The 18,978-nt window shown below is 40.1% G+C and carries 16 protein-coding genes and 2 pseudogenes; 8 read left to right on the plus strand and 10 right to left on the minus strand.

Annotation, left to right across the window (positions count from 1 at the left end; genetic code table 11):
- Together ACLFKQ_RS27875 and ACLFKQ_RS27880 are read left to right on the plus strand one after the other, a co-directional pair.
- Positions 1-321 (plus strand): annotated as a pseudogene (locus tag ACLFKQ_RS27875) (hypothetical protein); the annotation flags it as partial.
- 71 nt (positions 322-392) lie between these two features.
- Complete coding sequence (locus ACLFKQ_RS27880) at positions 393-599, plus strand: hypothetical protein (RefSeq protein WP_449002899.1); 207 nt, start codon at positions 393-395, stop codon at positions 597-599.
- A gap of 15 nt (positions 600-614) precedes the next feature.
- Here ACLFKQ_RS27880 and ACLFKQ_RS27885 read toward each other — a convergent pair whose 3' ends face one another.
- Complete coding sequence (locus ACLFKQ_RS27885; RefSeq protein ID WP_449002900.1) at positions 615-1,667, minus strand: DUF3102 domain-containing protein; 1,053 nt, start codon at positions 1,665-1,667, stop codon at positions 615-617.
- A 448-nt stretch (positions 1,668-2,115) separates the two neighbouring features.
- On the opposite strand from ACLFKQ_RS27885, the gene ACLFKQ_RS27890 reads away from it, so the two are divergent.
- Positions 2,116-2,889 carry a hypothetical protein gene (locus tag ACLFKQ_RS27890; protein ID WP_449002901.1) on the plus strand — a complete coding sequence of 258 codons (774 nt, stop codon included), beginning with the start codon at positions 2,116-2,118 and terminating at the stop codon, positions 2,887-2,889.
- 53 nt (positions 2,890-2,942) lie between these two features.
- On the opposite strand, the pseudogene ACLFKQ_RS27895 reads toward ACLFKQ_RS27890, so the two are convergent.
- Both ACLFKQ_RS27895 and ACLFKQ_RS27900 read right to left on the minus strand, forming a co-directional pair.
- Positions 2,943-3,209: pseudogene (locus tag ACLFKQ_RS27895) on the minus strand (ABC transporter ATP-binding protein); the annotation flags it as partial.
- Positions 3,210-3,282: 73 nt separating this feature from the next.
- A complete protein-coding gene (locus ACLFKQ_RS27900; protein ID WP_449002902.1) occupies positions 3,283-6,261 on the minus strand; it encodes a Tn3 family transposase in 2,979 nt (992 codons plus the stop codon).
- A gap of 184 nt (positions 6,262-6,445) precedes the next feature.
- Between ACLFKQ_RS27900 and ACLFKQ_RS27905 the strand changes: the two genes are divergently transcribed.
- Positions 6,446-7,012 (plus strand): serine hydrolase domain-containing protein, encoded by a 567-nt coding sequence (locus tag ACLFKQ_RS27905; protein WP_449002903.1) that lies wholly within the window; start codon positions 6,446-6,448, stop codon positions 7,010-7,012.
- Between the two features lie 227 nt (positions 7,013-7,239).
- Positions 7,240-7,452, plus strand: coding sequence for a hypothetical protein (locus tag ACLFKQ_RS27910; protein WP_449002904.1), 213 nt, complete (start codon positions 7,240-7,242; stop codon positions 7,450-7,452).
- Positions 7,453-7,779: 327 nt separating this feature from the next.
- On the opposite strand, the gene ACLFKQ_RS27915 is transcribed toward ACLFKQ_RS27910, so the two are convergent.
- Complete coding sequence (locus ACLFKQ_RS27915; RefSeq protein WP_449002905.1) at positions 7,780-8,808, minus strand: PDDEXK nuclease domain-containing protein; 1,029 nt, start codon at positions 8,806-8,808, stop codon at positions 7,780-7,782.
- 54 nt (positions 8,809-8,862) lie between these two features.
- Between ACLFKQ_RS27915 and ACLFKQ_RS27920 the strand changes: the two genes are divergently transcribed.
- Positions 8,863-10,005, plus strand: a complete 1,143-nt coding sequence (locus ACLFKQ_RS27920; RefSeq protein ID WP_448998311.1) for an IS4 family transposase — start codon at positions 8,863-8,865, stop codon at positions 10,003-10,005.
- Between the two features lie 53 nt (positions 10,006-10,058).
- Here the strand turns inward: ACLFKQ_RS27920 and ACLFKQ_RS27925 are convergent, their stop codons facing one another.
- Entirely contained in the window at positions 10,059-13,607 is a 3,549-nt protein-coding gene (locus tag ACLFKQ_RS27925) for a plasmid replication protein, CyRepA1 family (RefSeq protein ID WP_449002906.1), read from the minus strand.
- A gap of 22 nt (positions 13,608-13,629) precedes the next feature.
- Between ACLFKQ_RS27925 and ACLFKQ_RS27930 the strand changes: the two genes are divergently transcribed.
- On the plus strand, positions 13,630-13,752 hold the full coding sequence (locus ACLFKQ_RS27930) for a hypothetical protein (RefSeq protein ID WP_449002907.1): 123 nt from the start codon (positions 13,630-13,632) through the stop codon (positions 13,750-13,752).
- A gap of 550 nt (positions 13,753-14,302) precedes the next feature.
- Here the strand turns inward: ACLFKQ_RS27930 and ACLFKQ_RS27935 are convergent.
- The 4 genes from ACLFKQ_RS27935 to ACLFKQ_RS27950 form a co-directional block, all read right to left on the minus strand.
- Entirely contained in the window at positions 14,303-15,889 is a 1,587-nt protein-coding gene (locus tag ACLFKQ_RS27935; protein ID WP_449002908.1) for a helix-turn-helix domain-containing protein, read from the minus strand.
- 299 nt (positions 15,890-16,188) lie between these two features.
- Positions 16,189-16,368 (minus strand): hypothetical protein, encoded by a 180-nt coding sequence (locus ACLFKQ_RS27940; RefSeq protein ID WP_449002909.1) that lies wholly within the window; start codon positions 16,366-16,368, stop codon positions 16,189-16,191.
- Positions 16,369-16,383: 15 nt separating this feature from the next.
- Positions 16,384-16,866: an RES family NAD+ phosphorylase gene (locus ACLFKQ_RS27945; RefSeq protein WP_449002910.1), complete on the minus strand. Its 483-nt coding sequence runs from the start codon at positions 16,864-16,866 to the stop codon at positions 16,384-16,386.
- Positions 16,866-17,285 (minus strand): antitoxin Xre/MbcA/ParS toxin-binding domain-containing protein, encoded by a 420-nt coding sequence (locus tag ACLFKQ_RS27950; RefSeq protein ID WP_449002911.1) that lies wholly within the window; start codon positions 17,283-17,285, stop codon positions 16,866-16,868. Before ACLFKQ_RS27950 ends, ACLFKQ_RS27945 begins: the two co-directional genes overlap by 1 nt.
- A gap of 190 nt (positions 17,286-17,475) precedes the next feature.
- On the opposite strand from ACLFKQ_RS27950, the gene ACLFKQ_RS27955 reads away from it, so the two are divergent.
- Positions 17,476-18,225, plus strand: a complete 750-nt coding sequence (locus tag ACLFKQ_RS27955) for a tyrosine-type recombinase/integrase (RefSeq protein WP_449002912.1) — start codon at positions 17,476-17,478, stop codon at positions 18,223-18,225.
- Positions 18,226-18,321: 96 nt separating this feature from the next.
- Here the strand turns inward: ACLFKQ_RS27955 and ACLFKQ_RS27960 are convergent, their stop codons facing one another.
- Positions 18,322-18,873, minus strand: a complete 552-nt coding sequence (locus ACLFKQ_RS27960) for a hypothetical protein (RefSeq protein ID WP_449002913.1) — start codon at positions 18,871-18,873, stop codon at positions 18,322-18,324.
- Between the last annotated feature and the right edge of the window lie 105 nt (positions 18,874-18,978).

Here is an 18,978-nt window from a genome sequence, read left to right on the forward strand (position 1 = left end):
AGCTATGTTTATTATCCAGCAATCTTTCTAGCTCCCTTGTCACCCCTTCAGGTCATGGTTTTACATGACCTCAATCTGGCTTGTCGCTACGCAGATTATTTAGTAGCCGTGCAGCAGGGAAAAGTATACACTACAGGAACTCCAGAACGGGTAATGACTGAGGAAATGGTGCGCGAGGTATTTAATTTAGAATCTCGTATCGTCCCCGATCCTCTTGCTAATACTCCGATGTGTATTCCGATGGGACGCAGAGTGCATAGACAGCAGAAGAGCACGGGAGACTGGAAAACAACAAAACTAGGAAAAAAGAGTTCAAACTAGCTCTTCGTCTTTGTCGAGACACGGGGATGCTGTTTGTTGAAGATATCGATTCTCGCTCTTGGCAGTGAGGTATGCTCTCAAAGCGACGAACTCCGTTCGTCCCACAGCTTCGCTGTGGAATCGCTCCAGCGATTGCCGATGCTGGCTTTGATCAGTTTGTAACTATTCTCAAGTGGGTAGTTTGGAAAACCGACACCTACTTTGCAAAAGTATATAAAAACGATATTGAAGCGATCGCTCTTTTCTTAAAATTTAAAATAGTGCAGAAAATTCACTAAACTACTGACTTCAATTTACATCGCTTCTAAAGCTAAACTCGTAGAGTTAACTGCTGCTTGGCATTTTTCAGCATCTATGTCTCCTGCATAAACTTGTCTTCCCAACTGGTGGGTAATAGCAATCATTTCGGCATAAGGCAGCCAGGGAAAAATAATTTTGTCTTCTGGAGCAGAAAACATCACAATTAAACCCGTGAGCTTTTGTCTGTCAAACTCAGACTCAGGAAACACGACTATGGTTTTAGCCTTTTCAATCAACCAGTCGTGTGCCCAGTCATTGGCGGTAATTGCGACCGCCAGAGCAGCGTAGGGAATACTCTTGGAAAAACCAGACAACGCCGTATCGCCACAGTAGACTCTATGTTTTTCGCCGAGTTGATACCAACCCCGCTCGATAACCAGCTTAGTTTGGGAAGCAGGGCTAGAAGCGATCGAGGTATCAGAAAGAGGATTTTCAGTTGGTGGAGTAGGAATTGAAGTTAGCTGTTGGCTGGAAGTATGTCTTGTCGGCAAAATTATAGTTGAGTTGTCTTCAGTAGTATCGTCATCTACCAGCAATTCTGGTTTCTCTACCGCTGGAGTCAATACGGACGACTCGCGCACCTGGGGCGACCCCAGGTGTCGCGTCCTCTTGTTTTTAGCTTCTCTAACAACCTGCGATACTTCTTGATGGCTAACTTTTTCTCCTTCTCTAGCTCTCTGGATATAGTCTTCGCGAATTTCTTCTGGTGTTGATTCTGCCGCTAAAAGATACAAAGCAGAAGTGGCTATATTGATTTCTTCTAAATTGACGCGGCGATCGAATCTTTTATAAACGCTAATAAATTTATAAGCCGTGCGGCGACTCCAATCAAACTCTGTTTTTATCCAATCATCAAATTGACCGCGCTGGAGTTTCGATTGAACTTCACTCAACATCCGTCCAATTTCCCAAATGTCTTGCGCCGCTTTCCGCAGCCTTTCTTTAATTGCTGCGGTTGTCTGCTCGATTTCGTTACGCTGCTGGAAGTTTAAAACATCATAATTGAATCGTGTAGCTACTTTAGCTTCCTGAATTTGGCTACTCATACTTGTGTAGTTACGGTTCTGTATTACTTATAGCAGATTTTAGTTTCTTAGAAAGAAAACGTAAATAAATTTTTCTTTAATTTCAGTGTAAATACCGACATATAATTTGGATTCTTTCGCATCTAATAGTAGATGTGTTGCCGTTTAAACAATAGAAGTTTTGTAAAAGTATATACTATAAAGTCGCTTGATTTCAGCCATTTTTGTTGATAAGTTTTTTTGTACCAACAAAATTTATCATAAGTTAACATAAATCTTATTGCAAAAAGATATTGATAGTGAGACGATTTATGTGAATATACTTACCACAAAAGAAAATGTTATTTTAGCCAACATCAATCTGAAAAAATAGCGTTGCCGATCGAGACATCAAACTATGTTTCATATAGACGATTAGAGCGACAACATAATACATCAAGTAATGCTAAAAATGTAATGGAAATCAAAAATGATAGTTGCGGATAAAACTCAGTTGAGTACTGCTCGATTATCAACACTTTTAAACCACAATAGTATTCAATCTAGTTTGAGCGAACAGAGTAATTTTTCTTTAACTATAGATCGTCTGTTTATCTGCACGAAGTATGGATTGAAAGCAGCTTCAATTCTTCAAGAATTTGGCTTGTTTTGCCCTCAAACTATAATTAGGAGCAACTCTCAGGGTACGCTATCTAAGCTGTTCTTTTTTGAAAATACTTTTTTGGCTCTCGTCTGGGTAGAAAATGATTGCGGCTGCTCGGATACGATAATCAATTTTGCAGCGAGAGCCAATTGGCAAGAAACTCGCACATCACCTTTTGGCATTGGACTTAGTAGAAACCATCAGCACGACAATTTAGCCAAGCTCGATCGCCAGGTAGTTAAAGATTTAATAAACGATAATTATCATTATTATTCAGAGCAGAATCAGAAAAACATTACCGAACCCTTTATCTTTATGCTTCCCGAACGCCTAAAGTATAGCAACATCTTAGACCGAAGAGTACCGCAAAATTTAAAGTACATAAACCACCCTTCACAAGTCAAACGTATAACTGATATCAGTATTAAAGTTCAGTCAGGTAAACGTCGAGATAGCGAAATCATCAGTTGGCTAAAAAACAATAAAGTTTTGAATATAGCACCTGCTTCCGAACCGTTGCTGGAAATAACTTTCGATCGCGGTAGCCAAGAAAAAGTATTTGATGCTCGACCTATATTACCTGTTCTATTTAAATATTAATGTCCTAAATTGGTAATAAATATAGGTAAAGATTCAGGTCAAAGAGATCGCTCTCAAAATCCCTTATTCAGTTTTAGTAGACTAGAAAATCGAGAGTGAGAATCTTGAGCTAGAGTAGCGCGATCGCCGTATTCGGCGACTTTTCCTCGCTCTAAAATTAAGATTTGGTCGGCTTTCTGTATGGTTTTGAGCCGGTGGGCAATAATAATAGCGGTGCGATGTTTGAGTAGTTCTTCAGTGGCACGTTCGATTAATATCTCTGTGGTCGGATCGAGACGGGAGGATGCTTCATCTAAAATTACCAAACCTGGATCTTGGGGTGAAACTAGCGAAGCTGTCACCAGGGGCAATCTAGCCTAAAACCCTTGCCCCATATACACTTCATCATTGAAATTAAGCAGCAATTTGAATTGGTAGCCTTTCATCAAGATTCAAACGGAAAGTTCCATACGGATTTACATGACTCCAAATTAGTGGTGTCAATGCTCTCAAATCATCGGGTTTCATTATCTTCATCCACTCTGGTTCGGACAGCACATCCTGAATCATTAGGGTGTTCACATATACCAAACATGACTGTAATAGGTGCAAAGATAAAACGGCTACCTCTTGGTCTTCCATGCGATTAGTCGCTATTTCCTTACCTTTGCCAAAAAAGATAAATCCATTGGCATTATTCCAACTCTCCACAACATTCAACGACTCATTGACTTCCCGACGCAGTGCTTCTGAATGCAGATATTTACAAAGGAAAATGGTTTTGATGACTTTTCCTAGTTCAGCCAAAGCACGATAGGTTGGATGACTCAAATTTGAACGGGTAAACCGTTTGAGTATAGCTTCTGTTTCTGCTGTACCTAGTCTCAAAGCCGTCGCATATTTAATCATTTGGTCGTACTGTTGGCGAATCAAATCCCAATTAATTGAGCGAGTCAGAATTGGTTTTAAATTAGGATAAGCATTACTTTGACCAGTGTGGGGAAGATATAGTTTTTGTTTGTGAATCGCTTTGAGTCGGGGCATCAGATTAAAGCCCAACAGATGCGTGAAGGCAAAAGCGACTTCAGACTGTCCGTGACTATCAACATAATTCTTCTCCACCTTCATATTGGTGCAGTGACGCAGTAAACCTTCAATCATTGCTGCCACCTCACTACTCGAACAAGTTTTTAATTGAGAATAAATACAAGCCGAATTCTTATCGACGTGCCAATAAATCATAACTCCTCGACCACCATAGCGGATGTGCCATTCAGTCATTAGATTCTGATCCGAAGCACCAAACTTTTTCGAGTCACTGGCACAGGTAGTCGTGCCTTCTCCCCATATCTGTGGCAGTTTAGCTGCAAAGGTAGCGTTCACAATCTCAGCAATGGCATTTCTTAACTGTGATTTATGAATAAATTTGCGTCTGACATAGAGCAAATCTTGATATTTTTCGCCTAAATCACCCAAGCTTAAACGTTTGATGCCTGTATTCGTCCCCAAGCCATAGAGGTCAATTAGCAGACGTTTCTGTAATACTTTGGGGTTAAGATTTTCTCTACTAGATACGCTTCTGAAATGTTTGGTAAAGTTGATTCCTAAATCGGTTTCCTTGAGCATATCTAGCAAGCTAGTCATTGACCACCTTTGCTCGATTTCTTTCTTGAGACGTTTTAGATTTAAGGGTTCGGGTAAAGCAGCAAAAGGAGATAATTTAATCCAGCCGTTATTTTTGATAAGAATCTTAACTGGATCGTTTTTGGGCATCCCTCGATTTAGTTTTGCCAAGCCATCTGTCATTTGTTGCTGAAGATTGCTGATGAATGCTTCGACATCTTCTGGCTGTTGGAGTGCTTGATAATAGGCTTCTTTTTGCTGCTCAAAGTCAGTGGGCAAGTCTTCTTCAGGGTTACGATAGCGATTTGCTCCGACTACCCAAATTTCTTTACACCTCAATCCATCTCGTAGAGCCTGAAGCACTGCTAGTTCGTAGTTGATACGGTTGATTTTAACGCTGCCATCATCTTTGGTTTCTAAAATCAGTTCTGATAAACTAGCTTCGATGATACCGTCGGTTGGGACATTTTCCGTTTCATCGTAATATCTTTCCCGACTACCAATGTACTTTTTCAGTAGCTCTAAGGCTTCAATGACGGGTTGGTGTATCTCATTGTTGGAGCGAAATTCTAAAAGATTTAGTAGAAAGGGCAGCATCCGTCGATAGTGGTTGCCATAGGAGCTTCGCATGACTGTGTAAACCTTTTCCTTATATGCCGTTCCCGTTGATTTGAATTCCCGTACTAGATTCTTCAAAGTCACTTCGCCCACCACAGGATAAATTACTTCCTTAATTACCCCATCAGGCTTGTCCATTGCTGCTTCTGCTAACTGAAACAGAATACCTGTCTTGCCACTGACTTTCTTAAAATCATCCAGAAGTTCTTTGCTGACTCGTCTTTCGGCTCTGGAGTTGATGCGGTGTATGATTTGAATGAGTATTTCGACTAATTTATCGGTAATTTCTTGAGTTCTCAGGCAGCAAAAAGCAGATAACAAAGTGTAACGTCGGCTATCTGAGTGACGGCGTAGCTCTCTTGGTGGTTCTACGGCAACTCGCTGTTTGTAAATTTGCAGAACTTTATTAGAGATTCCGCTAAAGAGATTATCTGGTAATTCCAGTTGGCGCAGTTGTTGTAATTTGGCTGCTTCGGAGATTAAGCTATCTAGCCCGATGCGTCCTGGGTCGCTTTTGAAAATGGCTAAAGGAGAAGGAGTATTGTGAGGAGCAGTGTTTTCCGTCTCTTCTGATTCTTCTGAATTATCAGTCTCTGAAGTGGTTTTTAATAGCTCATCTAACTTTGTGCGAACTGATGACGATAGCTGTTGAGCAGTTTGGTTACAGAAACTATCTTCAAAACTCCGAATTGCCGAACGGATAAGACGTTGTAGTCTTTCTTGTGTGGGAGGTTCAATTTTAAGATGGTGCAAACGCTCTTTAGCAGCTATTTTGAGAGATTCTGGTTTGAGGTCGTAAGCTAAAACTTGAGTTGATAACCATGCCGTAAGGTTTTGAGCATCTTTAACTGTTGCTTCGGTTATACCAAGAAAGTCACGAACAATGGCACGATGGGCTTTTATGGTTCGTCCTTGCCAATCATAGTTATCGAATCTGTCAGGAGAAACAGAAAGAAGTTGAGCGACATAACGAATGACTTCACTAGGAATTTCGGCTTTAGATGTGGGGAAACGACCTTCGTACTGAAAATATTTGAGTAATAGAGCTATTCCCAATCGATTAGTAGCTGTTTTCCCTCTCAAGAGGTCTAATTCAGTGCGGATAAGAGTCCAGTGTTCGATTAGTTCTTCTGGTTGCCAGTTTCGCTTCATTTACGAGAGATATTAGATTTACTATCTCTCATTATCTTGTTTACTACTGAATAATAATTCAAACTTAAACTAAATAAAACGCACAGTATTCCTGACTATCTTACCCACTACTACGAAGATTAATCGATTAACCATGATTGATGAGTATATTCAAAATGTAATGACCGAAAAGCAGATACCAAGTATGTCTGTTGCGGTTGTCAAAGAAGGTAAACCGTTACTGGTAAAAGGTTATGGAATTGCTAATTTGGAACATTCTGTTCCTGCAACAGAAAAGACAGTTTATGAGGTTGCTTCAGTAGGCAAAACATTTACTGCTTCTGTGGTGATGATGTTGATGGAAGAAAGGGTCATCGAATTAGATAGAGCGGTCGCTGAATATCTAGATAATTTACCTCAAGCCTGGCATTCAGTAACGGTAAGACATATATTATCTCATCAATCTGGACTTCCTAGCTATACAGAAGTAGACAATTACTGGACGGATGTTATTCGTTATCGGTTATCTCAAACAGAGATTATCGACTTGGTAAGAGATTTACCTCTCATGTTTCAGCCAGGAGAATATTCTAGTTATGACAATACTGGTTATTATCTGTTGGGCATGATGCTTCAGCAGATAACAGGCAAATCCTACGCCGATTTGATGCAGGAGCGTTTGTTTAAGCCTTTAAATATGACTGCTACCAGAATGAATAATCCTAACGAAATAGTACCTCACCGTTCTTCTGGTTATCATTCACAAAGATAAATTAATCAACAAACCTTACTATAGTCCTTCGGTAACTTTTTCTGCTGGCGGACAGCTATCAAGTATCGAAGATATGGTGAAATACGAACGAGAGTTATGCAATCCTACATTATTACAACAATCGACACTTGATTTAATGTGGACACATCATCCTCCTTCATCTAAATAAAAAGATTTGGCAACCCGAAAGATACGCTGGATATTTGAGGGCGGGTTTAGGATGGTTCATGCCCGATTACCAAAATAAACGTGTTGTCGCTCATAACGGATCGATTGTGGGATTTGCTAGCAATATAACCCGCTTTATCGACGATCGCCTCACCGTTATTTTATTTTGCAATCTTGATAAAATTATTCGTCCTGATGCGATTGCAAAAGAAATTGCCAATTACTATTGTCCAGCTTTAGCCCCTTTTTCTATTCAGCCTCCATTAAGATAATATGGGGTCAAGCCGAGATACGTGCGAAATCGTGCCACATCTCCCTGAAACCATTGACACACAGGGCTTTCAATTTTTGACTTTTCACGACTCTTGCTTGTCTGCTAAGTGCTATTAGCAGAAGTGAATTAACGAAAAACTGGGGTTCTACGTCTGCTAATGCTCTTGATAAGTGCCATTTTTCATGTCTGCTAAGGTTAGTGGCATGATTTTACATGAACCTCGGCTCAACCCCAATACGACCGTCGCGGTGAAGGCAGAAAACGTAGGGCAGTCAAGCGATTGAAGTTCAGATAATCTATACTGTAATTAATATTAATACTAAACTTATTCCATTCCTTCTAACAACCTAGCTACCTGTTCGGGATCTGGAAGCTGGTCTTTTAATTCTTGAGGTAGCGTTGAAACAATTCGATAGGTAGCCACCCCTATCGGCTGATTGGATTCTTTGAGGGCATATTCAACAATAGTTCTCTGCTTTGATTTACACAGAATAATTCCGATGGGTGAATTTTCTTCGGGTAAACGTACCAAATCATCCAGTGCTGACAGATAAAACTGCATTTTGCCCACATATTCTGGGAGAAACTCCCCAATTTTTAATTCGATTGCTACTAAACACTTCAATCGACGGTGGAATAATAGCAAATCGATAAAGTATTCCTTGTCGCCAACTTCTAATCTATACTGACTGCCAACAAAAGCAAACATTCCTCCCATTTCTTGTAAAAACGGTTCTACGGCAGATAATATTGCCTGTTCTAACTGACGTTCGCTATGTTCGTCTGCCAATTCCAAAAAATCAAAGGTGTATTCGTCTTTTACTGCTAGCTTAGCCTGGGAGCGAATATTCTCTAATACTGCTTTGTCGAAATTGGTTTGATTGAGCAAGATTTTTTGGTAACTTTGATTCTCAATTTGATGAATTAAAACATTTTTTGTCCAACCAAACTTCCGTGTCATACGGATATAGAACTCGCGCATTCTATCATCTTTGCACTTCTGCATAATTATCAAATTATGCGTCCAGCTAATTTCTGCAACCATTGGTTGCAGTTTTACATTTTGACTGTATTCTAGATAAAAACTACGCATATTCCAGATATTTCGAGCCGAAAAACCGCTAATTCCTGGAAATTCCTGTTGCAAATCTTGGGCTAGCTGTTCTACCACTGACTTTCCCCAAGTTTCTCCTTGTTGTCGAGTTACAATCGATTTGCCAATCTCCCAGTAAAGAGCGATTAATTTTTGGTTAACTGCTTTGAGAGCTTCATACTGAGCAGAACGAATATGCTGCTTTATTCTGACGGGGTGACAACCCTGTGAGAAGTCAGACAGTGTAGGGAACAGAGACAACCTATGGTAAAAAAGATTCGGTCAGTTATTGAGAATCCGACCGAACCCTAAAAAATGTTAAACCAATTGTACCGCAATCATCTTTCACGTTATCTGAGTGATGACCAACTAATTACTTTGGAAGTGCTGGTATACCTTATCCAGACCTACAAACAAGTAAAGATAGAAAGACTAGCTGCATACTTCCCTTTACCAATTAAATATGAGAGCCGTCGTCGCCGAATCCAAAGGTTTTTGAAGTCCTCAGCTTTATCAGTTTCGTTAGTCTGGTTTCCCATAGTCAAAGAAGTAGTTCAAAAGAAATTCTTGCCAGACCAGACAATTTATCTAGTCTTAGATAGAACTCAATGGCAAGATAAAAATCTGTTCATGGTTGGAGTAGTGATGGCGAAAAGAGCTTTGCCTATATACTGGCAGTTTCTAGAGAAGAAAGGAGCCAGTAACTTCGCTCAACAAAAAGCCATATTACGTCCAGTATTGAAGCTGTTTAAACAACACCAAATCGTTATTTTAGGAGACAGAGAATTCCAGAGTGTTGAACTAGCTAAGTGGCTGACCCAGCAGCAGGTCTACTTTGTGCTTCGACAGAGAAAGAGTACGAAGATAATGGTAACTCAATTAGGTTTTACTCCCTTAAAAGACCTAGACGTTAATCCAGGAGACCAACGGTTTTATCAAGAAACTAAAGTCACTCAACTGCATCAAGTTTCGGGGATTTATTTAGGGGTCTATTGGCGACGTATTTACCGAGGCATGGGGGCAAAGGAACCCTGGTATCTGCTGACAAATTTACCCAATTTACCTGAAGCTGTCAAAGCCTATAAAAAGCGCGTAGGGATTGAGGCGATGTTTAAAGATTGCAAGTCAGGTGGCTACAATCTCGAGGGGTCGCAAGCTCAGATTGAACGCCTTACTCGTCTAGTTTTGCTCATCGCCATTGCTTACACTCACTCGGTGTTCAAAGGACATACTCTTAGCCTTCGAGGTCAGTCTAAATACATCGGTCGCCATCGAAAAATTAAACAATCTTTGACTCGCAACAGCTACTTTTGGCTTGGTTTATATGGTAGTAGCTGGCTGGTTTCATTTACCTTGATGAAGGAATGGATAAACAAATTGATGTGGCTCAATCTCAATAAGCTGCCTTTTTACCAGAGGGGTCTACGAGCTATGTTTATTATCCAGCAATCTTTCTAGCTCCCTTGTCACCCCTTCAGTGCTTTATTTCTCCCAGCAGTTGTCCATAATTATCAGCATCTAATTCGCTCATGTTTTTTCTGTTTCAAAACAATCCGATTATTTATTATCGCTTCTTCGCAAGGTTTTAATTCTTGGCAGTTTACCAACACTTCCTTGCCATAAGTATCTCTAATTTTGGCAACTATGCCAGTAGTGGCTTGTACGATCCATGTTCCTTTGGCTTTGAACCATTCAACTATCGTCCCTGGTTGGACAAAAGGTTCGGGGTCTTTTGTTCTGTCCACCCGTTGAGATAAATTATTATCTTTCCCTATAGTGGACACGGAATAAATATCTGTAGTAGGTTCTACTTGAGTCAAGTTTTTGTCTCTTTGCAACCAACTGGCAAAGATTTCTTCTCTCCCATCATCGGGAGGCTCAAACATATAAACCCTCTCTCGCTCCTTTCTCGAACCCAGACGACCGATACAGGTTAGCTTGAGTCCTAAAAGACTAAGTAGTTTCTGAACTATTTTAATTGGGGTATCAGATTCAACTATAGTAAGTCCAAGAAAAGTTTTGAGTTCTCTTTGATTAGCCAACGCTAGTTCGGCAATTAAATTAATATTGGGATCGCTACCTCGATATTCCACTTTAGGTTTAAGCAAACCTATGATTAAGGTTTCTAACAGACGTAGTGAAGTAGATAGTAAAGAGCGATTGAAATCAGGCAACCATAAACGGTTTTTGGTATGAGTGGCGATTGCCCTTAACTGTTTTGAGTCTCGTTCGATTAGATAGGGTCTACCGACAGTAAGGTAATAGTGAGAGAGTATCTTACCGTACCAACCTTCGTTATCTTTTGCTACCAGTTCGGGGGTAATCGGCACATTATCACCGTAACGCCTTAATAAACTACCCTTACGTTCGATCCACCTTTCTTCTTTTGTTTTAGCTCGTTTGTCTTTTAAGGTTTGATACTCTCGCTCGGTAGGTATATCAGCATCTGCTACATGAGTGCATTCAGCTTGATATTTGGTTTGAGCTACCTGTTTTAATTGTGCTTCTACTTCGGTAACTCGATTAGGAACTTCTGTTTTAGGTTCGGGGGGAGCGATTACTTTGTGTCCCTCCGCAATTAACCCCTCAACTATAGATGAGCGATAGTTCTGCATAGTCAGATTTATATAACAACCTCTTTTTGCCCAGGTGTTTAGGGATTCTGGTTGGAAGTTGGTATCTAGATCTAAATCTGATAGAGAGGAATCAGCAGCCTGTAGCAGGCGAATATTTTTAATAGCTTTATTTTTGGTGCTGGCAATTAAAGCTTTTTTAACGGTAGCTCCATTGCCTACCATAGATTTATGAAAACCTCGTTTAGCTGCCCAAAGATAGCGGGGTACCGAAGCACGAATGCGGGCCAATGCTTGGCGAATCGAATCAGAAGTCTGCACTCCTTGGGCGATCGCCCACACCGAATCAAAATGAGGTACTCGTTTGATTTTGCCCAAACTAGAACCTATTCCCTGCAATAATAGTTGAAAAGCAATGGGAACTTCTGAATGGCGTTTATCCGTCCTTTCGCATTCGATACTAACTCCTGTTTCAATCGAGGGAGAAGCGATCGCCAGATCGTAGTTTGGTAGTATTTCATTGAGATGGGCGATACAGCCATAGGCTGGATGGGACGGATCGGCTACTGTTTCTGAATCGATGCGGAGGATTTTTTTCTCTGGAAATTTTAACTGCAAATAAGATTCTAAGTTTTGTGTACCCCACTTAGACTTGAGTTTCTGAGCCGAACAGCTAATAAATGGTCTGCCACCAGCTTCGATATGACTAACTAAATCTTTAACCAAATGAGCGGGGTTTTTATCTTCATAGTTATGTATCGTCCAGTGTTGTTCTTTGGGAGGTTGCCAATCGTTTACTACGACAAAGGGTTCGACATGAAACCCTGCAAGTCCACGGATATAGTCAATGGCTACATCGGATAAATCGGCATCGGCGAGATATACTTGACCGTCGCCAGAGAGATTATTTTGAATTAGGGTTTTAAACTGAGCTAAAATCTCTACTCTTTCTGAAGTACAGGTAGCAGAATTTAACATATGCCAAATTACCTGTTCGGCTTCGTCGATAATTACTATCCCATTTTCCCAGTTATCAGCATTAAATCTCGCTCCTGAATTTGGGTGTAATGAATCAATACAGAGTCCGTAACCGAGAACAGTTCCGTATTCTACAGTTTTGATTTCCGTTAAATAAGGCAATCCCACCCTCTGACACAGTGCTTCTCCTAATTGGATGCGGTGGGTTAATAGCAGTACCCATTTCCCTTCTCTTGTGGCTTGTTGGACTATTTGTTCGATTAGATGGGTTTTACCCGTGCCTTTGGGGGATTTTAAGCCAATTAGTTTAGCTGTATTGGGGATTTCGAGGGTGTGGGGGGTAGGGGGATTGGGGGACTGGGGGACTGGGGGACTGGGGGATGCTTGTTTCTCCCCGTCTCCTCGTCTGTCCCCATGCTCCCATGCTTCCACGCTCTCTATCCCCAAGTTACCTAGATAGCGTCTATTAACCTGAATATTGGCTTTGTAGGTTAACTGAACTGAGGTGCGGACTAACCAAGTTTCTAAAGATAATGCCTTGCTATAAGCTTGATGAAATGCTTCTGCACCATGTTCGACAATTAGATCGTCAACCCCTTTTGCTGAACGGGGCGTACAGGGTGGCGAACTGAATTCGCCACACAGCCCCTCTTCTTGCCAGCGAATTACTTTGACATCAACTCCAGCTTTGGTAAAAAGTTTTCCTGTTTTGGCGATCGCACTATTTACATTGGCGATGGTACTGGCTTTAGTGTCCCGATCGAAGGCAAAATAAACCGTGCGCCCTGGTGTAGCAAAGACTTGAAGTTGGGGAATGAGTTTTGCCAGTCCCGTGTTGCGCCCAAATTCATCTTTAGGTTGGCGATAGCCATTAAAGACACCAGGAAGGGCGATCGCTGCATAACCTGCACTAATTAAAGCAGCAGCTTTTTTGGCTCCCTCGGTAATAATTAAGGGAACTTCGGGGTTATTTATTACCCATTCCCAGAATGATATCGGTGTGGTGCGATCGCTGAGTCTTAGAGCTAAAGGAGAGAGAAATAGCTTAATACTGTTTATGCCAGCTACGCTATGCCAAAGAAGCCTAGAAACTTTTAAGGCAATTATCCCTGTTGGGTGTTTAGGAGGACCTTCATATTTAATTATTTTGCCTTTATCTGCCGATAGTCTAGGTTGAAGTGGTTTAAATTGCCCCCAGAGATCGTCATGGTAATTGTTGAGAACATCAATTCCCGATACCCACCAACCTCCAGCTTCAATGTGGCGATAACGTTTGAGGATGCTATAGCTGATTGCACCTGAATTAGTTCGTTTTAGTTTTTCGGAAATAAACAGGCGATCTAATGCTGCCTGACCTTCAAGGTGGAAAAAGTTAAGCTCGATCAAATCGGGATGAATTCCGCTTCCTTGGTAGAGTTCATGATATTCGGCTGGTGTTAATTGGTTAGGTAGTGGGTTTTCATTTGATTTATCTAAGGCAGCAAATTGTTTTGACGATTTTTGCGTCATTGATGCAGACTCCATTATTTATTTGGAAGCCTTTAAACCACGACACAGCAAGCATTTAAATTCCCATAGCGAATTTACGCCAGACATTTTGGCGCAGCAAAAAGTAGACCTCGAACGAGATCGCCAATGCAATTCCGAACAATAAAAGATACAATACTAAGTGCGAGTTAAATATTGTTTCTTTTATTATTCAAAGAAAGGAAAGGGAGCTTAGATACCTACTTGTGGGTCTAGGCTCTTTTTTCGTTTATTCAGACAAATCGAACGGAATTATTTTTAGGTCATAGTTGTTTGGCAGGTAAATATTGCAACTATCATTGTGCCAGATTGTAAAAATGCGAGTGTTTAGGGGTGTTTAGGAGTGTTTAGGAGAATCTCCGAAATACTAATTTTGGTGTTTAGGAGCTAAAATGCTTGTCAAATAGGACTTTTTTGAAATAAAACGTTTCCGAATAACCCCGAAACGTTTCCGAATAACCCCGAAACGTTTCCGAATAACCCCGAAACGTTTCCGAATAACCCCGAAGTGTTTAGGAGCTAAAAGTAATGCTATATCAAATGTTTGGAGTTTGTTAAATTTTATAACTGTTTAGGAGCTAAAAATTTTCCTAAACACTATGAAAATCTTTTCACACCCCAAAAACCATTGATTGAAAGGCTTTTGAGCAATGTGGATATGTTGTTTATCTTTTTGGCTATGTTTCTATGCCTAAATAAGTCAACAGTTTTATCTTGAGTTCTGTGTTAACTGGGTGGGGATAGCAACCGTTCTCAATCTGGGATAAGCGAGAAGGGGAGATATTAACCTTTTTAGCCATATTTCTCAGACTTTCTCTATTTGCTTTACGCGATTTTCTAATTCGTTGCCCAAAGGCTAATAAATTTGTGCTTAGTTCTGTTTCAGGTATTGAGATCTGCTTTTTAATAGGAGGATATGGGGTTTTGTTGCAAAGCAAGTCTGTTGGCGAAGGCGACGCGTATGCGTCATCGTCTCCTTCGGAAACTTTGCCCTCAAAGCGAGCTGTTCCGAAGGACGTAGGATTCGGTCGCCTCGAATTCATGAAATGTCCGTCCTGGTAGTTAGGTGAGGAATTTTTTTGGGGTTTTGGCTTAATTTCTGGTTGATTTAAAGTACCAAAACACTGTAGCCATTTATTAAACCAAGATCTCGGTTTTTTAATTTTGCTATTTGAACGAGTCCATTCTGGAACGCCATCATCATAAATAAAAGTATAAGGATGCTCGAATTTAGCAAGAGTTTGAATTCCTCGATCGAAACTACGTTTTAGATTAAAAGCAGCACTTCCATCGGTTCTTGCAGTCTCTATTTCCTTTCCATAACCAATGCTTGTTAAAAGAGTTTTTATCTGAAAATAACCACTTTTATTCTGTTGTAAAGCAAAAAGGGCAAAATAGGCTATTCTCAACGCCATTATTTCTCGATAAGGGTCTAGTTTGAGTGTTTCACCCGTCAAATATCCAAATTCTCGCAAATATTCATGACCAGCAAATTTTTCAAACCAAGAGCCTGGGCTATAAGTTATTTCAATATCGATTATACTATCGTTGCCATCAAGACTTTTTTGGGCTATTTTTTCGATGCTAGAAATATCCCAAAGATTAGACATTTTTAGTGAAAAAATACCTTTATGACGAATTTTCCATTCTCTTACCCAAACTTCAAGTCTCTTGAGTAGATAAGCTTGGTGAGCAATTTGAAGTAGTCTTTCACTTTTAGAATAATAACGATTAATTTTGCTCTCGTTCTCACGGTGGTTTTTAGCTATATACTGTCTCTTTTTTTTATCTTCACCGAAGTCAGTTAAAAGTTTGGAAGCTGATACGGTAATTTCTTCTTTCCAGGCTTCAGGTTTACGAAAAGCAATTGCAGCTAGGGCGTAATGTAGTTTCAGGGTTTGTTCGCCAAACTGATGGGCAATTACTTCTTTGGTTTGATAAGCAACCTCAGCAAAGTCAGTCAAGTCAAATCTGTCTCTTATTTGTAACTCAACTCGACCAGAGGAAAAGTCTTTCCCCCCGTTCAAACTATCATGTTTTGATTCCCAAAAGTCCATTCCTATAACCCCTGCCGTATAAACAGTATCGGTTATTGCGCTACTAGGACATTCTTCATAAAACCTTTTTTGGCACAGTTGTGCTTCTGTCGGAGATTTTGTTTCTTTTTGAGATGAAACATCGGATTCACTTTTGACACTAGATTCGTAAAACCGTTTTTTATTTTTACTTATTTTATCATTAATTTTAGCGTCAGAATGTCTCATTGTTACGCTATATGTATGAGAATTAGAGTTCGGCTAGAGTTAAAGATGTATTTGTCTTGTATAAAAGTTGTACGAATAAAATCATTAAAGACGTGAGCATCTAATAACTTAGCGTAAAAATCTGATTTTATTCAGTTTCTTCGTCTTTTTTACAGATTAATTTGGCTCTTTAAGCTCATTAAGACCGTTGGTCTAGATAATCATCAACTGAAGGGTAAGTTTTAGCAGCACACATACAACGCTCTATATAAAGCATCAAAAAGCTAAGAACTCGATTGCGGTAAGATTCAAAACGCTTTTTAGTGCAGATAACTCGATCTTCTATACAGTAAACTTTTTGCAGGGATTTTATCGTTTTGGTTTTGGGTAAGGGGTAAAGGGGAAGTCGCTTCGCGACGGGGGAAAGCGATCGCCTGTACCGACAAATTAAGCTTGACATTCAAGACAATCGCTTTCCCCTTTCCCCATTTGTTTTTCAAACGGATTTTTATAATTTATTCAGTCACTCCTTTAAAAGCGCGATCGTTATACAAACTAGATTCAACAGATATCAACTGTAACCGATCTATTTCTGGATGTCTCGGATTGACCACTGCAATATTTTCTAAGCCTGCGGGTACAGCTACACTGGGTACGAACAAGATTAAACTGTTGCCTTCATTGAGCCATTGGCTGCCTATTTCTTGGGTACTTGAGGGATAGGGATAGCGACTCCAATCTGAGGGTAAATTCTCAACCGTTATAGTTTTGCTCGATATATTATCTGGAAGAAAATAAATCCCCAATCTGTAATCTGCTGGAATTAGTCTGGGACTTGGTAAATAATTCGCCATTTCCAAAAGCGCGACGCTAGGAGTAGAAGCAAGATATAGTACTGGTATTCCAGGTTCGTTCCATCGCGCACCACTAAGAAAAGAACCACCCCGACCTGTATAGTTTTCTAGGTATTTAATGCGGGTAATCCTAAACAGCTCCATTAGGTAAACTCGCCATACTCGATCGCGGCTAGAGATTCTCTGACCAATCTTCGGCCTTCAAAGGTGTCGCACAAGTTAATTGGTAATTCATTATCCAAAGCGGGAATACTGGTATGTAACCATTCTTTGGCGATGTTTTCATCGCCGAAAACATCGATCGCGCCTTTAAATACTCTCAAAGTGTCTAAAACTCCTTCACTTTGAACTCTTGTCAGTAGTTGGGAATGATAAAACCGATTCAAGTTACCCGAGCTAGTACTCAACAAGCGGACAAACAGATCTCGCTCTCCTAAAGCTTTGACTGCCAACTCGACAATTTTCCCAGGGACTCCTTGACGAACAGCCTGAATATATTCACCTCGATCTTCGAGCAGGGTAGGAGAAAGATCTGAATCGGTAAGTAGTGAAGCAATGTTCATTTTAAGCTGTTTTACTTATTGTCCTAATTATACATAATTTTGATTACTATTTTTCATCATAATGATGTATACTTTCGCTACATTATCTAAGAACCTGTTTTGCTGTAATATTTTCTTAAGTATCTCACCTCAAGCTATGGCAATTCGACGCTCAAAAGACGATTTCAGATTTGACAAGAGAGCAAGTCCTGTGAGTACTGTCTCAACTTTGCCTACGGTCAAGGCGATGGTGGACTGTTTTGAGAGATATCTTAAATTAACTATCGCTGATGGTCATGCGAGTAACGATACAGTTAAAACTTATCGCAGTCGGGTTCAGCAATTTCTTAGTTGGTGCAAGGAGCGAGAACTTTATCCTGCATTGGTTACAAAGGATAATATTAAAGAATACCGCAAACACTTGGTTGATGGCGAGAAAACAATACCTACTATTCGTTTGTCTTTACTCGCTATTAAGCATTTTTATACGGCTTGTTTGGCGCAGAAGTTGGTTAAAAACAATCCTGTTGTTGGGGTGAAAGCACCAAGAGAAAGGCGCGAGGTTGGTAGCACGATTAGTTATTTATCCCTAGAGGAATTACAGCATATATTCGATAGCGTCGCTCCTATTTATAAGATTCGGGGAGATAAAACTAGACAGGTACAGGTATTACGCGATCGCATTTTACTCGACTGTATGGCACTTCAAGGATGCCGCAGTATCGAAATGTATCGAGCCAATTTGGGAGATGTTAGCGAGTCATACGGTCAGCATTATCTTAAGTTAGATGGTAAAAATAGTATCCGAACAGTTGTTTTACGACCCGATTTAGCTGAGGAAATAGTTCAGTATCAAAAAGCACGTAAGTCAAACAAAGAAAAGCTTATCTCCCGATCTCCCTTATTTATCTCTCTGTCAAATCGTCGTTACAGTCAACGCTTATCTAGATCTAGTGAGTGAGAAACATTAAACTGTAGAGAACTATTAACCATTGATGAAGCTAATCGAGGCTTACCGCGATCGCTATTTAAACTCGACTGTATCACTGATGAAGTCTCAATCCAGCCTGCGCTTCCATAGTATAAAACTATTAATAATAGCTAATAAAATATGTTCGTATTTCAGCTCAGTACTTTGAGCTACAACTGCACTAGGAGAATTAAACAATATATTACTTTCAAACTTTTCTATTTCTTTAAACAATTTTAAAATTCGCTTTTGCTTATGACGAGCTTCTAATTTTTGCCAAAAATAAATTCTTGCTAAAATAGTCGAATCGCGCTCTAAATAAAAATCTGCAAGCTCGTTAATAAAATTACCAGAAGGAATTGAAGCAACAAATTTTATCTGAGAAAAATCAAGAGGTAGCTGCTGTGAAATAATAATCTGTGAAAGCAGTCTAACACTATCAAAAATCTGAGAAACCCAAGCCTGAAAATCGTAAGTTTCTCCTCCGACCAGTTGGAGCCAACTATTTTCAGGATGAACGATAAAATACTCCGCTCGCTTGCGAGGAAGAATTACTGTTAGAAAAGCTTGAGAAGATCGCGGCAAATCGAAAGAGCCAAAATTTTCAAAACCTTTTCTCCAAGGTGTACAGGCAATCAAGTTAACTATAATTAAGCTCAGTAATTTCTCTGAATAGTTTAGGTTCTGTTGCTGACGGGGTGACAACCCTGTGAGAAGTCAGACAGTGTAGGGAACAGAGACAAC

The sequence above is a fragment of the Myxosarcina sp. GI1(2024) genome, assembly GCF_053543375.1.